The sequence below is a fragment of the Micromonospora sp. B9E7 genome (genome assembly GCF_039871815.1).
Lineage (GTDB): Bacteria > Actinomycetota > Actinomycetes > Mycobacteriales > Micromonosporaceae > Micromonospora.
This window is the reverse complement of sequence record NZ_JBDPLX010000003.1, coordinates 200565-215698: the sequence shown is the minus strand read 5'-3', so window position 1 is coordinate 215698 and position 15134 is coordinate 200565. Positions and strand designations below refer to the sequence as shown.

16 protein-coding genes are annotated in these 15134 nt (G+C 70.9%); 9 read left to right on the top strand and 7 right to left on the bottom strand.

Annotation, left to right across the window (positions count from 1 at the left end; genetic code table 11):
- The first annotated feature begins 92 nt into the window (after positions 1-92).
- Positions 93-389: a DUF6582 domain-containing protein gene (locus tag ABGB10_RS06245; protein ID WP_347659888.1), complete on the top strand. Its 297-nt coding sequence runs from the start codon at positions 93-95 to the stop codon at positions 387-389.
- Between the two features lie 230 nt (positions 390-619).
- Here ABGB10_RS06245 and ABGB10_RS06240 read toward each other — a convergent pair whose 3' ends face one another.
- Entirely contained in the window at positions 620-1048 is a 429-nt protein-coding gene (locus ABGB10_RS06240) for a VOC family protein (protein WP_347659887.1), read from the bottom strand.
- A gap of 195 nt (positions 1049-1243) precedes the next feature.
- Between ABGB10_RS06240 and ABGB10_RS06235 the strand changes: the two genes are divergently transcribed.
- The gene (locus tag ABGB10_RS06235) at positions 1244-1570 is read left to right on the top strand and encodes a hypothetical protein (protein ID WP_347659886.1); all 327 of its coding nucleotides are present in this window, start codon (positions 1244-1246) and stop codon (positions 1568-1570) included.
- A gap of 110 nt (positions 1571-1680) precedes the next feature.
- Entirely contained in the window at positions 1681-3513 is a 1833-nt protein-coding gene (locus ABGB10_RS06230; RefSeq protein ID WP_347659885.1) for a glycoside hydrolase family 15 protein, read from the top strand.
- Between the two features lie 9 nt (positions 3514-3522).
- On the opposite strand, the gene ABGB10_RS06225 is transcribed toward ABGB10_RS06230, so the two are convergent.
- On the bottom strand, positions 3523-4338 hold the full coding sequence (locus ABGB10_RS06225) for a DUF72 domain-containing protein (RefSeq protein WP_347660148.1): 816 nt from the start codon (positions 4336-4338) through the stop codon (positions 3523-3525).
- 128 nt (positions 4339-4466) lie between these two features.
- Between ABGB10_RS06225 and ABGB10_RS06220 the strand changes: the two genes are divergently transcribed.
- From ABGB10_RS06220 to ABGB10_RS06205, 4 genes are all read left to right on the top strand, one after another.
- Positions 4467-4646: a hypothetical protein gene (locus ABGB10_RS06220; protein WP_347659884.1), complete on the top strand. Its 180-nt coding sequence runs from the start codon at positions 4467-4469 to the stop codon at positions 4644-4646.
- 59 nt (positions 4647-4705) lie between these two features.
- Positions 4706-5455: a Clp protease N-terminal domain-containing protein gene (locus ABGB10_RS06215; RefSeq protein ID WP_347659883.1), complete on the top strand. Its 750-nt coding sequence runs from the start codon at positions 4706-4708 to the stop codon at positions 5453-5455.
- Positions 5456-5749: 294 nt separating this feature from the next.
- Positions 5750-9073 carry an ALF repeat-containing protein gene (locus ABGB10_RS06210; RefSeq protein ID WP_347659882.1) on the top strand — a complete coding sequence of 1108 codons (3324 nt, stop codon included), beginning with the start codon at positions 5750-5752 and terminating at the stop codon, positions 9071-9073.
- Positions 9074-9107: 34 nt separating this feature from the next.
- Positions 9108-9569 carry a hypothetical protein gene (locus ABGB10_RS06205; protein ID WP_347659881.1) on the top strand — a complete coding sequence of 154 codons (462 nt, stop codon included), beginning with the start codon at positions 9108-9110 and terminating at the stop codon, positions 9567-9569.
- Positions 9570-9578: 9 nt separating this feature from the next.
- On the opposite strand, the gene ABGB10_RS06200 is transcribed toward ABGB10_RS06205, so the two are convergent.
- From ABGB10_RS06200 to ABGB10_RS06185, 4 genes are all read right to left on the bottom strand, one after another.
- The gene (locus ABGB10_RS06200) at positions 9579-10097 is read right to left on the bottom strand and encodes a hypothetical protein (protein WP_347659880.1); all 519 of its coding nucleotides are present in this window, start codon (positions 10095-10097) and stop codon (positions 9579-9581) included.
- 110 nt (positions 10098-10207) lie between these two features.
- Positions 10208-10627, bottom strand: coding sequence for a PIN domain nuclease (locus ABGB10_RS06195; protein ID WP_347659879.1), 420 nt, complete (start codon positions 10625-10627; stop codon positions 10208-10210).
- A complete protein-coding gene (locus tag ABGB10_RS06190; RefSeq protein ID WP_347659878.1) occupies positions 10627-10881 on the bottom strand; it encodes a type II toxin-antitoxin system VapB family antitoxin in 255 nt (84 codons plus the stop codon). Before ABGB10_RS06190 ends, ABGB10_RS06195 begins: the two co-directional genes overlap by 1 nt.
- Before the next feature lie 63 nt (positions 10882-10944).
- On the bottom strand, positions 10945-11139 hold the full coding sequence (locus tag ABGB10_RS06185; protein ID WP_347659877.1) for a DNA repair protein: 195 nt from the start codon (positions 11137-11139) through the stop codon (positions 10945-10947).
- A gap of 171 nt (positions 11140-11310) precedes the next feature.
- Here ABGB10_RS06185 and ABGB10_RS06180 point away from each other — a divergent pair, with 171 nt between their 5' ends.
- Positions 11311-11973 carry a GNAT family N-acetyltransferase gene (locus tag ABGB10_RS06180; RefSeq protein WP_347659876.1) on the top strand — a complete coding sequence of 221 codons (663 nt, stop codon included), beginning with the start codon at positions 11311-11313 and terminating at the stop codon, positions 11971-11973.
- Between the two features lie 298 nt (positions 11974-12271).
- Here the strand turns inward: ABGB10_RS06180 and ABGB10_RS06175 are convergent, their stop codons facing one another.
- Entirely contained in the window at positions 12272-13726 is a 1455-nt protein-coding gene (locus ABGB10_RS06175; RefSeq protein ID WP_347659875.1) for a glycoside hydrolase family 3 N-terminal domain-containing protein, read from the bottom strand.
- Between the two features lie 168 nt (positions 13727-13894).
- Between ABGB10_RS06175 and ABGB10_RS06170 the strand changes: the two genes are divergently transcribed.
- Positions 13895-15070 carry an ROK family transcriptional regulator gene (locus ABGB10_RS06170; protein ID WP_347659874.1) on the top strand — a complete coding sequence of 392 codons (1176 nt, stop codon included), beginning with the start codon at positions 13895-13897 and terminating at the stop codon, positions 15068-15070.
- Positions 15071-15134 lie beyond the last annotated feature (64 nt).

Below are 15134 nucleotides of genomic sequence, written 5' to 3'. Positions count from 1 at the left end.
CGCGGCTGGGCCGCATGGTATGGATCTTGTCGTGGCGGGGGAAATGTCGTCGCGGGAGGTGCTGCCGCGCAGCTTGCGGGTACTGGTGAGAGATGACGTCGACCTGGAAGCCCCACGAGAAGCACGGCGGCCTGTCGGACAAGGACAAGCGCGAGCTGCCGGAGAGCGTTTTCGCGTTCCCCGGCAAGCGTAAGGAACCGATGACCGACGCGGGCCACGTCCGAAACGCCATCGCCCGGTTCGACCAGGTGCAGGGCGTCACCGACAAGGAGCGTGACCAGGCCTTCCAGAACATCCTCGCCGCCGCCAAGCACTACGGTGTCGACGTCGCCGAGACGAACTGGCGCCAACTCGGCAAACTTCCGCACACCCCGAACCCCGCCCACTGAGTGGTCGACACGGTCTCGTTGGCCGGATAGGTTCGCCGCCGGCGGGTAGACGGCGGCCATGCCCGCGAAGCAGGAGGCGGCAGCCGACGCCGACCCGGCCCCGTCCGAGGTGTCGCCGACCGGTCGAGCGTCGGCCCGTCTACGTGAGCGGCTGGGGCACGGGCTGCGCGTCCGCGCCTGGCGGACGGCGGATCCGGACGGGTGGGACCGAACCTCTCGCCGGAAGCGTCTCAGGTCGCCTTGAGTGCGGCGAGGATGTCGAGGTAGTGCGGGTTTCGCATGACGCCCAGCACGTTGCCGAACGGATCGACGACCGACGCGGTGACGAACCCCCCGTCGCCGTGCGGGGTGATCGGCTGGTACTCCGTGGCTCCCAGCGCCAACAGGCGGTCGACGGTGGCGTCGAGGTCGTCGACGTGCCAGTGCATGACCACGCCGCCGGGCCCGGCCGCGGTTGCCCCGGGTGGCCCGTACCTGCGGTCGATGATGCCCAGTTCAGCCTGGTAGTCCCCGACGCGGAACTCGGTGTACGCAGGGCGTCCGTCGGGTCCGGGGCGCGTGAAGTACGCCTCGACGCCGAGGAAGTCCGCGTACCACGCGGTTGCCGCCGCCACGTCGTCCGCCCAGATGTTGAGTGTGGCAAATCCTCGCAGGCTCATCTGTCGTCCTCTCGTCGATGTCGTCGGTGGTGACGCTATCGGCCATTGCGGAAGGTTCCCTTCCGCAATGGCCGTCGGGTTCGAACGTGTCGGTCCGTCCACGGATTAGCTGAACACCTCAACCAAATGCTTGCGTCAGCAACCAAACGGCGTAAGGATGATTTCAACATCGTCGATACATGGGAGAGTGCGCGCATGCGAGCAAGATCAGCCCGAGTCGGAGCAGTGCTCTCCATGTCGGCGGTCATGACCGCCGGGCTCGCCCTCCTGGCCTCGCCCGCCTCGGCGCAGGAATCCGGCCTGACCTTCTACAGTGGCACCTTCACCACCGTGGTGGCGCACTTCCCCGCCCCGACCGGCGCATGCACGCCGCTGCCCCAGACCGCCGACAGTCACGTGGGTTGGAGTGGCTTCGAGGACGTCACCTTCTACCAGACCTCGGACTGCACCGGTCAGGCGACGGGTGTGGGCACGCTCCGCACCTACCCCGCCGGGAACTGGAAGACCTTCCTCGCCCGCTGACCCAGGTTCCGGGACGGGGCCGAAGCCCCGTCCCGGCCCCGGGACCGTGTGTGTCGCGGCCCTTTTGCGGGTAGTCGCCGTCGTTGCCACGACGAGCGGCAGGGGACAGCGTGAAGGCGACCTACCCGGCGATCGAGGAACACGGTCTGATCGGTGACCTGCAGACAGCGGCCCTGATCAGCAAGGACGGCACGGTCGACTGGTTCTGTGCGCCTCGCTTCGACTCACCGAGTGTCTTCGGCTCCCTGCTGGACCGCCGAAACGGTGGCCACTTCCGGCTCTCGCCCGAGGGTGTCGACTACTCCAGCAAGCAGCTCTACCTGCCCGGCACGCCGGTCCTGATCACCCGCTTCCACAGCGCCGACGGGGTGGGGGAGCTGTTGGACTTCATGCCCGTCACCGGCGAGCGCGCCACCGACCAGCACCGGTTGATCAGGCTGGTGCGAATGGTCCGCGGGACCATGCGGTTCCGCTTCGACTGCCACCCACGGTTCAACTACGGGCGCGATCCGTACCAGCTTGAGGTGCACCCCGAGGGCGACGTCTTCCGGAGCCCGACGCTGACCTTCACCCTCACCGCCTTCAAGGACGTGGAGCGGGCGTTCGAGGTGAGGGACGTCCGACGCGACGCGGAGGGCGTGTCCGCGTCGTTCACCCTCGACGAGGGCGACATCGGCGGGGTGGTGCTGGAGACGGCCTGCCCGCACGCGCCCCGAGCGCTCAGCACCGAGGAGGCGTGCGAACTGCTCGCCGAGACCCGCGACTACTGGCGGCGGTGGCTGAGTGGTTCCCGCTACACCGGTCGCTGGCGGGAGATGGTCGAGCGGTCGGCGATGACGCTCAAGTTGATGACGTACGCGCCGACCGGCGCCCTGGTCGCCGCACCCACCGCGGGGCTTCCGGAGCAGGTCGGCGGGCAGCGGAACTGGGACTACCGCTACACCTGGATCCGCGACGCGTCCTTCTCCGTGCACGCGCTGCTCCGACTCGGTTTCACCGACGAAGCCCGGAAGTACCTGCACTGGTTGGACGCGCGCATCCGTGAGTCCAACGACAGCGGCCAGCCCTTGCAGATCATGTACCGGATCGACGGCTCACCCGACCTCGACGAGGAGGTGCTGGGCCACCTGGAGGGGTACCGCGGCTCGGCGCCGGTGCGGATCGGCAACGGCGCCGCGGACCAACTGCAACTCGACATCTACGGTGAGGCGCTCGTCGCGCTGGACCTCGCGGACCGGCACGGGCTGATCGCGCCGTACGAGGGGTGGCGGAAGACAGCCGGGCTGATGGACTGGCTCTGCGAGCACTGGGACCAACCCGAGGACGGCATCTGGGAGACCCGGTCAGGGCGGCAGGATTTCACCTACGGGCGGGTGCTGTCCTGGGTCGCGCTGGACCGGGCCGTCCGCATCGCCCAGCGCCGGGGGCGTCCCGGCGACATCGCCCGGTGGACCGCCGAACGGGACGCCATCTACCAGCAGGTGATGACCCGTGGGTTCCACCAGGAGCGACGCGCGTTCGTGCAGCACTACCGTTCCGACATCCTGGACGCCTCGCTCCTGGCGATGCCCGGGCTGAACTTCATCTCGCCGACCGACCCGATGTGGGAGTCGACGCTGCGGGCGATGGACGTCGATCTGGTCTCCGACAGCCTGGTCTACCGCTACGACCCGAAAGCCTCGCCGGACGGTCTCGCCGGCACCGAGGGCACCTTCAACATGTGCACCTTCTGGTACGTGCAGGCGCTGGCCCTGGCCGGCCGGATCGACGACGCCCGGCTGACCTTCGAGAAGATGCTCACCTACAGCACCCCACTCGGCCTCTATTCCGAGGAGATCGCGCCGACCGGTGAGCAGATCGGCAACTTCCCGCAGGCGTTCAGCCACCTCTCACTGATCAGCACGGCGTCCCACCTGGACGAACTGCTCGACAATCAGGGCTGACCGGGGTGGTCAGAACAGCGTCAGCGGCTCGACCGGGATCGGCTCGGGCAGCGCGTCCAGCGCGGGCACCTGTGCGCGTACCTCGTCGTGGAACCGGCGGGCGAGCACGGGTGCTTCGGCGTTGTCCGGGGTGTGGACGAACATCGTCGGCGAACGCCCCTCCCGTAGCCAGATGGCGACCAGGTCGACCCACCGCTGCCACCCCTCGACCGTGCGCGCCGAGTCGTCGCGGCCGAGGTAGCGGACGATCGGCTGGTCCGTCAACGCCAGCGACCGGAGCGGCACACGTGGTTTCTTGGTCCAGGCATCCCGCTCCGCGTCGCTGGTCGGCGGGCTCGCGAAGAAGGCGGTCGTGTCGAAGGGGATCCACTCGGCCGCCGCGGCGGTGAGGGTCGCCGCCAGCAGCCTGATCGCGCGTTCGTCGGTGAAGAACGCCGGATGGCGGACCTCCACCGCGTACCGGTGCGATCGGGGGAGTCGAGCCAGGAAGCGGTTCAGGGCCGGCACGTCGGCGGGTGCGAACGAGCCGGGCAACTGGATCCAGAGAGCATGAGCGCGCGGGCCGAGCGGCTCGATCGCGTCCAGGAAGGCGCGCAGTGGTTCGTCGACGTCGGTGAGTCGGCGTTCATGCGTGACGACCTTCGGAAGCTTGGGTACGAACCGGAATGCGGGTTCGGTCTGCGCGGCCCACGACGTCACGGTGTCCCGGGTCGGGGTCGCGTAGAACGTCGTGTTGCCCTCTACGGCGTCGCACCAACTCGCGTAGTGCGCCAGGCGCTCCGCGGGCGGCAGCCGGTGACCCGGCCACGACCGGTGACTCCACATCGCGCACCCCACGTGGAGACGCATGACCGCCCCCTTCCACCGGTGACCGTGCTCGACGCCGCCCCACCGTATACGGGCCGACGAGCCCGGCCGGCGACGGTGCCGCGGGTAGGGTCCGCGTCCTACGTGTGCTGTTCGCCAGTCTGGCGTCCGTCGGTCACACCTACCCGCTGATCCCGCTGGCCATCGCCGCCCGGGACGCGCGGCACGGTGAGCAACGCGACGCGGCCCGGGAGATCGCCGAGGAGATCGCCCGCATGCCGCCGCCGGCGGCTGTCGCCCAGAGACTGCCGGAGTTCGTCAAGTGAGCACGCCTCAGCGTCAACTTGGGGTTGACGACAAGACTGCGTCAACCTATGGTTGACGCATGACTGAACCTATCCGGATGAGCAACACGGTCAAGCTCGACGACCTGATCCAGGCGATCAAGACGGCGCACACCGACGCTCTGGATCAGCTCACCGACGCGGTCATCGCCGCCGACCACCTCGGTGAGGTGGCCGACCACCTGATCGGTCACTTCGTCGACCAGGCCCGCCGCTCGGGTGCCTCCTGGACCGACATCGGCCGCAGCATGGGCGTCAGCAAGCAGGCAGCCCAGAAGCGCTTCGTGCCCAAGGCGACCGACGCCGCCGCGCTCGACCCGAACGCCGGCTTCGGCCGGTTCACCCCCCGGGCCCGCAACGTGGTGATGGCCTCCCAGGAGGAGGCCCGGGCCAGCGGAAACGCCGAGATCGGGCCGGAGCATCTGGCGCTGGGTCTGCTGGCGGAGCCGGAGGCGCTGGCCGCCCGGGTCATGGCTGGCCTGGGCGTCACGCCCGAGGCGGTGCGAGAGGCGGTCGGCGCAGCCCTTCCGCCACGGGTCGAACAGGTGCCGGACCTCATCCCGTACGACGCGCGCGCCAAGAAGGCGTTGGAGTTGACCTTCCGGGAGGCGCTGCGCCTCGGGCACAACTACATCGGCACCGAGCACATCCTGCTGGCCCTGCTGGAGCAGGAGGATGGCGCCGGCGTGCTCACCAGCCTCGGCCTGGAGAAGGCGGCGGTGGAGGCCGACCTCGCCACCGCCCTCGCCGCCGTGGTCAGCGCCGCCTCGAAGGGTGGCGACGCCGGTTAGGCTCCCGGAACCGTTTCGAGCCGCCCCGCGAGTGGTGATGCCGCTCCGGGGCGGCGCGGTTTCTCCACCCCCTCGTACGGCTTGCGTCGGCGCGAAACGGCTCACCGAAAGCATCGATCCGGGCCCAAAGTCCGGAAAGTTGTAAATGCCTTCGGGGTCCTCGTGCTGGATCGCTCTCACCTAGCCTCGGGTCATCGCGCGTCGCGCATCGACGTATGGGCATTCGTTGAACGGGGGAGCGAATTGAGGAATTCATTCAGACGGTTGGCTCGGCGTGCCATGGGAGCTGCCGTCGTGTTGACCGTGGCCGGCGGAATGTTCGCCGCGCCAGCACATGCCGACCCACCGACCCCTGCCGACCGGCAGCAGTGCGTCGACCTCCTGCTGACCGGTGGCCCGGAGGTCGTCCGCGCCGCCGAGTTGGCGTTGACCGGTTCGGACGCCGACCTGCGGGCCTTCCTGGACACCGGTTTGGCCGCTGCTCGCGCGCACGACGACCGGGTGCAGGTAGCGCAGTATCAGGCTGCGGGCGGTAGCACCCTGCGCGCGGCGGCCGATGTCGCTCTGGCCGGCTCCCCCGAGGACGTCCGGGCCTTCCTCGACGGTGGCTACGAGCAGCCGTTGAACACCGATCTGCGCATCAAGCTGGGTCAGGTCATCTCCGCTGGTGGACCGCAGGTCAAGGCCGCCGGTCAGGCCGCGCTGAACGGAACCCACCAGGACATCCTCAATTTCTTCTACCTCGGCCTGGACCAGGCCCGGACACTCGACGACCGGATTCGCATCGCGCAGATCATCTCCGCTGGTGGTCCGGTCGTGCGGGAGTCCGCCCAGCAGGCCCTCGACGGGGGCACAGGTCAGGACCTGCGCGAATTCCTGATCTCCGGCCAGCACGTGGCGCGGGCACGCGACCAGGAGGTCAGCACGCTGTCCCTGCTGGTGAGCCGGGCCAAGGAGGCGGGTGAGCTGGCGGCCGAGGAGACCGAGGCTGCCAAGATTGCCTCGGCCCAGGCGGTGGAAGCGTCCCGGCTGGCCAAGGAGGCCGCCGAGCGCGCCAAGGCCGAGACCCAGGCCGCGCAGAACTCCGCCGAGCGGGCCTCCCGGGCTGCGGCCCGGGCTGCGGACGCGGCGGCACGCGCGGCGGACGCGGCACGGACCGCGGTCAGCGCGGCGAAGGCAGCGAACAACGCCGCCCGCCTCGCCTCGAACGCCGCAGCCCGGGCCGCCTCGGCCGCGACCCTCGCCGGCCAGGCGGCGTCCAAGGCGTTCGGTGCGGCCGCCGCGGCGGCGACCGATGCCAACAAGGCCGAGGCGGCCCGCCAGGCCGCCGCGACGGCGCGCAAGGTGGCGGCGGACGCGCGTAAGGCGGCCGACGCCTCGAAGGCGGCGGGCAACGCGGCGCTGGCTGCCAGTGGGGCAGCGGTCTCGGCCGCCAACGCCGGGGCGAACGCGGCAGCGGCGGCAGCCGCTGCGGCCGCCGCCGGCGGGCAGTCCAACGTGGCGGCGGCGGAGGCAGCGCGGGCCCGCGCGGCAGCCGCTGCCGCCCAGCGCAACGCCGCCGCCGCGACCCGTGCGGCAAACGAGGCCGAACGGTTCGCCCGGCAGTCGGCGCAGGCAGCCAATCAGGCGTACCAGGCCGCGATGGACGCCGCTGCGCACGCGACCGCGGCTGCTGCCGCGGCCGACGACGCGGCGGCGCACGCGGGTGACGCCGCTACCGCAGCGGCCAAGTCGACCCAGCACGCGGCCGGTGCGCTGGCCGCCGCCAACACCGCCACCGAGGCGGCGAACCAGGCCGCAGCGGTCGAGGAAGCCGCGCGGGTCGCGGACGTGGAGCGGTTGGCGGCCCAGACGGAGTACGGCGTGCAGGACGCCAAGGAGGCCCGCCTCGCCGAGCAGGCGGAGCTGGCCGAGGCTGCCGACGACGCGGCCGAGGAGGCCCGACTGGACGCGCAGACGCAGCAGTGGTTGGCCGAGGCGAGCGCGCCGGGGGCACCCTCGGCAACGGTCCTGTCCAGTGGCCGGCTCGCGGCCGCGCGACTCGTCCGCACCGGTGGTCAGTGGACCCAGAAGGCAGCCGCCGAGGCCCTCGCGGGTTCCGAGTCCGACCTGCGAACCTTCCTGGCCACCGGCCGGGCCGTCGCGGCGGAGGAGGACGACCGCACAAGGGTCCGCCACATCGGCGCGCTGGGCAAGCCCGCCCTGCTCGACGCGGCCAAGGCGGCTCTCGCCGGTGACCACGACGACGTCGAGGAGTTCCTGCGCACCAGGGACTACACGGGCAAGGAGCAGGACGACCGCATCCAGATCGCTCAGTTGATCACCGCAGGTGGGCCGACCATGCAGGCCAGGGGACAGGCGGCACTCAACGGCACGGACGCCGACCGGCACGAGTTCCTGATGACCGGGCAGTACGCCGCAGCCGAGACCGACGACCGGATCAAGGTCGGCCAGATCTTGTCCGCCGGTGGCCCCGAGGTGAAGTCCGCCGCCCAGGTGGCACTGGAGGGTTCCCGGGCGTTCCTGAAGGACTTCCTCACCGACGGGCAGTTCCGGGCGCAGCGACGGGACCTGGAAGCGGTCACCCATGTGGCGCGGGTGCGTGGCCTGGTCGCCGAGGCGGCCGGTTACGCCGCCAACGCGCGTAAGGACGCGGCCGAGGCCGCACGGGTCGCGGCGGTGGCCCGGGCGGCGGCCGAGGAAGCGGCGCGCCACGCACAGGAAGCCCAGCAGGCGGCCAGCCAGGCTGCCGGCTACGCCACTCAGGCCATGCAGTCCGCGCAGGCAGCAGCGGCATCGGCGATCCAGGCGGCCCAGTCGGCCCAGATCGCGAAGGCCGCGGCGGCTTCGGCAAGGCAGAGCGCGGCGAACGCCGCCGCTTCGGCTGCGCAGGCCACTGACGCCGCAGCACGGGCGAGCGCCTATGCCAGCGCGGCGTACGACGCCGCCGACCGGGCCCGCGCCTCGGCACTGGCCGCCGGCCGGAGTGCCGACCAGGCCGCTGCGGAGGCCTCGGCGGCGTTGGCCGCTGCGGTCGCCCTTCAGCAACAGGAGGCGGCCCAGAGCCCGGGTGGGCCGCCCGACGGGCCGCGCCTGGATCAGCCTACCGACGAGGACCCGAGGCGGTTGGGCAACCGGTTGTCGGGCAACAACGCCCTCGCCCTGGCGGCGGTGGCCTTGTGGGGAGGTAGCTGCTACACAGCCGCCAAACAGATCATCTGCACCGATGTGGACACCCCTAACGATCGGCCCATGACGGTCGGCGACTATCTCCTCTACCCGGGTTCGCGGAGAGAGCTCACGGAAGAGCTCGACGCCGAAGCCGAGGCTCGGGCACGACTGCGGGCAATGGGCGTGGACGCGAGTACCTACGGCCCTGACCTACTCGAACACGAGGCGCGACACTCGGATCAGTGGCAGTACTTCCCGCCAGCCGCATTTCTGAGCCTGTACTTTGCCGGCACGGGACTCTCGTACCTCATCACGGCTACCGACGGCAAGGGCAACCCGTGGGAGATCGGGGCCAATCCGTACAAGGGTGGATACTGGCACCCGGGCGTTCCGATTTTCATCGTCCCGAAGATGTGGCCGAAATGCATAGTAACGCTGTGTTGGTGATGGGAAATTGATGGGCCGAGCAGGTGTCCGGGCGGTGGGTGTCCTGGCGACGCTCACCGCCCTGGCGGGACTGTCTGCCTGCACTCCGGCAGACAAACCGTTGACCGCGTTACGAGTCGTCGACGGCGAACCGGTTCTGGTGGTGGCAGAGTGCGCCGTCTTCACGGCGACCAGGATCGCCGTCTTCACCGAAGATCCCGCGCCGCTCGCAAAGTGGGCGATCGAACGTGAGGGCACCGAGGAGTTGGCCGCGGTGACGCTGTTGCAGCCACCGCCGGGCTGGAGGGTTGCTGAGCAGTCACTCGTCGCGTTCGAGCCCGACGTCGAGTACGCGGTAACCGCCCACGGCGATCAGAACGACGCCGATTCCATCGACTTCACCATGAAGGACCTGACCGAGCTCGGGCCGGGTCAGGTTCTGGTCAGCGACGGCGGCACGAAGCGGAAGGCGGTCACCGAGACCGCCTTCCGCGATCGCGCGAAGAAGGCCTGCTGACGTGGTTGGTCAGGAGACGTCGGGGAAGCCGTAGCGCAGGGCGTGCTCCGGGTCGGCCGGGTCGATCTGGCGCACGCCCGCGTCGGCGAGGCGCTTGTTGACCTCGTCGAGCTGCTCGCGTACCAGTCGGGCCTCCTCCTCGGTGACCCGTCCACGGTGCGGTTTGCCGGCGTGCTCAAGCGTGCCGTAGTCGATTTTCTCGGTGCTCTTGCGGGCCTTGGGCGGGCGGACCCGCTCGGCCGTCTTCAACAGTTGGGCCATCGGCACGTCGGTGGCCATCGCGTCGAACTCGCTGGCGGTCAACACCACCCGGCGGGGCTCGCCGCCGCCGTGCCGGTCGTGGATCTCGACCACCGCCACGTCCAGGGCGGCGTCGTCGATGTTTTCGACCTCGGTCGGCGTGGCGTCCAACTGCACGGGCCCGGCGACCAGGTCCGGGTGCTCCAGCACCACGACGCGGACCACCTCGTCGTCCTGCTGCAGAACCGTGCCGGTGAAGTCGGAGACGTGGATCGTCTTCTTGCCCATGCGCGGAGCTTCTCCTGTCGTTGGCCGGGATGCCGGACCACAAGAAATTACCCGACAGGTGTGCGAAAGCCGCCGCTGGACCTCCCCGGTGTGTCGCCCGCGCGGGAGCCTCAGAGGCTGCCCTTCGGTGCGACCCACTCGGTGGGCTGGCCGGTGACGGCGCTGATCCGGTCGTAGTCGGTGTCGTAGTGCAGCACGGTTGCGCCGTGCTGCTCCGCGGTCGCTGCGATGATCAGATCGGGCAGCCGGAAGTGGCGGTGCTGAGTGTCAGCCGCGAGGATGCGATGAACCGCCAGGGCGCGGTCCATCGCTGCCGTCGACACATCCATCCAGCGGTGCCCGCGCAGCGCCTGCCAGAGGATCTCGTAACCCTTCGGGTGGGGTGCGTTGTTGAGATATTCGAGGCTGGTCATCTGGCAGGCGGCCAGCCGCCCCTCGGCCAAGAGTGTCTCGAAGCGTCGTCGGACCGACGCGTGGCGACCTTGTAGGACGTAGACCGAGGTGTCCGCGAGGTAGATCTGCCCTGCCATCAGGCTGCCTCGGTGTCGCGCGCCTGTTCGGCGAGTGAGTCCAGGTCGCGGCCACCGCCGTGGCGCCAGGCGTCAACGGATCCGGTGAAGTCCATCTCCACCTGGTCGAACGCGGCGACGATCTCGCGAGCCTGCCGACGGACGGCGAACGCGTGCAGGGCGGCATTGATGGTGGCCACCTTGGTGTCGGTGCCAAGGACCTCCCTGGCGGCGTCCAACCACTCGTCGTTCACGTCCACGGTGATGCGAGTCATGGAACGAAACATACACCAAATAATGCTCCCCCGACACACCAAGAGAGGTGTCGGGTTGGTGCGTCAATGGCGGTTCAGGCGGTGCCGACTGGAACTGCCGGCGGACAACTTGTTCAGTCCGGACCACGACAGGTCGTCACCGCCGACCGCTCGGGGGTGGCGGTAGCGCGGCTGGGGCGGGATGCCGCCGACGGTCTCCGCCGCCCGCCAGAGTCGCTCGGTGTCCTGCTGGTAGTGGTCGTTCGGCTGCGTCGGCATGCCTTCACCGTCCCAAACAAAGGTGTCCAGGTATGGAAATACATATGACGGTCGATTGGTTTGCCTGGTTCCTCACACCCAGGGCCCGGTCCGGCCCGGACGGTTCGTCCGCCCGACCGCGCCCTCCGGCGTACGGTGATCCACGATGGGCCGGGTGACGGGGAGGTCTGCATGCTCGACCGGCGGCTCCAACTGCACCTGGCCACCTGGCTCGGCCAGTGGCCAGCCGGGCCGGGGCTGCACGTGGTCGCCTCGCGCCGACGGGCCCAACCCGCCTGGGACGGTCGACTGCGCCCCGCGCTCGCCGTGGACACCGGGCAGAGTGGTGTCCTCTCCGTGGCTCCGGAGCGGGTGGCGGCGATCCGCTCGCTGGTCCGGCGTACGCCCGACCGGCTGCTCGCCGCGCTGCCGGAGGCCGTCGGGCTGCCGGACTGGTGCGTGCACGACGGCCCCTTCCGGTGGAGCGTGGCTCCCGCGCCGCTTCCCGACGCGGGGGAGTGGACCGACCCGACGGCTCCCGGGTTGCCGCCCTGGTTGCGGCTCTTCGACCAGCCGGTGCTGGTGGTCCGTGATCCGGACGGCAGCTATCTGGCGGGTGCCGCGATCAAACGGCACGACGCGTACGGGCACGAGTTGGCGGTCGGCACGGTGCCGGCCGCCCAGGGGCGTGGCCTCGCGCGTCGACTCGTGGCGCAGGCGGCGCGGCGGGTCCTCGACGAGGGAGCGGTGCCGACCTATCTGCACGAGCGGGACAATCACGCCTCCGCCCGGGTCGCTGACGCGGCCGGGTTTCCGGATCGGGGCTGGCGGGCGTACGGGGTCTATCCGCGCTGACCGGTCACCCAGGCCGGTAATGGGCGCGGGCCGGCCAGTAGGACGGTAATGGGCGCGGACCGTGGATCCCGGGCCGGATCCACGGTCCGCAACCTCCCCCCAGGCCCCGGTTCCGGTGCGCCGGTCACGCTCTGCGCGAGCCGGAACATGTCGATCACGCTACGTATCGAACAGGCGTTGGGCAAGGTTTGAGCTGTCGGTTCGGAGTGTCGAAAAGTGGACTTGACCTGCGGTTGGGCCGGTAAAGGGGTTTCGACTAACGGTGACGTAGCGTGCAGTGCCCGGGGTGGGCGCTCCGCTATCGGGTCAGACCGAGTGCCTCGGCCGCGGCGCGCCCGTTGGCGTGGCTGGCGCCGTAGGTGGTGACGAAGGCGCGTACGCCGGCTGGCCGCCACTGCGCCGGCCAGCCCATCTCCACCACGGTCACCGCATGCTGGGCGGCCAGGACGGTGATCAGCTCCGGGCCGCCGGGTAGCCGGTGCAGATGCCGCCCGACCAGCACGATGGGTCGGTCACCGGCCAGCCCGCGCAGGTTCGCCGGGTCGGTCTCGGTGGCGATCACCCGAAGCTCCTGCACCCCGTCGAGGTGTGGACCGAGGCCCCACGGCACCCGCCCCTCCGCGATCGTCGACTCGGTGTGCAGGTGCACCACAAGTGGTTGGTCCAGGCCGGTGAGCACGCCGTCCACCCGGACGGCGCGGCGCGCGGCCGCGTACCCGAGATCGGTGTTGTCGGTGATCGGCGACCGGACTGCGGCCCGGGTCCAGGCGGCGAGCTCGGCGGCGCGACCGGCCGCGTCCTCGACCCGCGCGGTCGCCAACCGGCCGTCGGCGAGCGCATCGACGATCTCGGCGGCGACCAGCTCGACCAGCTCGGCGTCGACCTTGGCCCCGATGCAGAGCAGATCGGCGCCGGCGGCCAGGGCCCGGACGGCGGCCGGACCCACCCCGCCGGCGGCCACCGCGGCGCCCTTCATCTCCAGGGCGTCGGTGATGACGGCGCCGGTGAAGCCGTACTCGGCGCGGAGCAGGTCGACCAGGACGGCTCGGCTGAAGGTGGCCGGGTCGCTTCCGGTCAGCGCCGGAACCCGGATGTGCGCGGTCATCACGGCCCGTGCCCCGGCGGCGACGACCGCCGCGAACGGCGGCAGGTCCCGCTGGCGCAGGAGGGTCAGTGGGGCGTCCACGGTGGGCAACTCGTGGTGGGAGTCGGTGACGGTGGCACCGTGCCCGGGGAAGTGTTTGGCGCAGGCGGCCACACCGGCCGCCTGCAGTCCGGTCACGGCGGCCGCCGAGTGGGCGGCGACCCGCACCGGATCCGCGCCGAAGGACCGGGTGCCGATCACCGGGTTGTCGTCGGCGGTGTTGACGTCCACCGTCGGGGCGAGGTTGACGGTGATGCCGAGCGCGGACAGTTCGGCACCGATCGACTGGTAGACCCGTCGGGTGAGCGCCACGTCGCCGATCGCGCCGAGGGCGGCGTTGCCCGGGTACGGGCTGCCGGTGGCGTGTGCCAGCCGGGTCACGTCGCCACCCTCCTCGTCGATGGCGATCAGCACGTCCGGCCGGCCGGCGCGCAGCGCGGCGGTGCTCGCCGCCACCTGTGCGGGGTCGTGCACGTTGGTGCCGAACAGGGTGTGCCCGGCCAGCCCGTCGGCCAACAGGTCGACCGCCCAGTCCGGCGGGACCGGCCCCGGGTACGCGGCCAGCAACGTGCCCAGCGCCAGCCGGCGCAGTCCTGGATCCAGCCCCACGTGATCTCCCCCTTCGGTGCCCAGCGGGTACGAAACCTCGTACCGGTGGTGGTCTTGGCCCTGCCGAGTCGGCCGAGCGTCCCACCGTCGGGTGGCCGTTACGCTACGGCTACCCGTTCGCAGGTCGGTTTACAGTTAGCAAAGTTTACTAAAACTAGAGGACGTGTCATGAGTGCGACCCGGCTACCCGGCACCCCCCGCCTGTTGCGGGCGCTCAACGACCGTGCCGCACTGGAACTGCTTCTCGAACGCGGCCCGCTGACCAGGGCCCGGCTCGGCGAGCTGACCGGGCTGTCCAAGGTCACCGCCTCGCAGTTGGTCGAGCGGCTGGAGGAGCGCGGCCTCGTCACGCGGGTCGGCGAGCAGGCCGGCGGGCGGGGGCCGAACGCCCAGCTCTACGCGGTTCGCCCGAGCAGCGCGCACGTGGTGGGTGTCGACGTCGGGCCGGACCGGGTGGTGGCGGCCTGTGCCGACATCACCGGTGCGGTCATCGGTCGGGTGGAGCAGTCGACCCGGGACACCGACGATCCGGTGGGCGTGGTGCACAACGCCGTGGTGCAGGCCGCGAGCAGCGCCCAGGCGCAGCTGAGCAGCGTACGGCGGATCGTGCTCGGCACGCCGGGTCTGGTCGACCCGGGCACCGGCGACATCACGTTCGCCTTCAACCTGCCGCGCTGGCACAGTGGCCTGCTCGCCGCGTTGCGCGAGGACCTGCACACCCCGGTCGTCTTCGAGAACGACGTCAACCTGGCCGCGGTGGCCGAGGCGCAGTCCGGCGCCGCGCAGGGGCTGGCGGACTTCGTGCTCGTGTGGGTGGGTGCCGGCGTCGGCCTGGCGATCATGCTGGGTGGGCGGCTGCACCACGGCAGCAGTGGCGCGGCTGGCGAGATCGGCTACCTGCCGGTGCCCGGCGCGCCCATCCCGCGTGATGTCTCCCGTCGCGCCAAGCCGGCCTTCCAGCAGCTGATCGGCGCGGACTCGGTGCGGGCGGTGGCCGGCGAGCACGGTTACCCGGACACCGACGCCGCCGAGGCGGTCCGCGCGGCCGTCGCGGCCGGCGTCGACGGTGGCCCGATGCTCGACGAGTTGGCCCGCCGGCTCGCGCTCGGCGTGGCCAGCACCTGCGTGGTGCTCGACCCGCCGCTCGTGGTGCTCGCCGGCGAGGTGGGTCAGGCCGGCGGTGCCGCGCTCGCCGACCGGGTGCAGCAGGAGGTGGCGGCGATCACCCTGGTCCAACCTCGGGTGGTGCCGACCGGGCTGACCGAGGAGCCGATCCTGCACGGCGCGCTGCGCACCGCCCTGGACGCCGTGCGCGACGAGGTGTTCGGCTCCACCGTCGGCTGAGCCCGCTGCGGCGGTCATGTGAAGGAATATTTCACCGCAGGTCCGCGGGTTGCAAGCCCTTGCC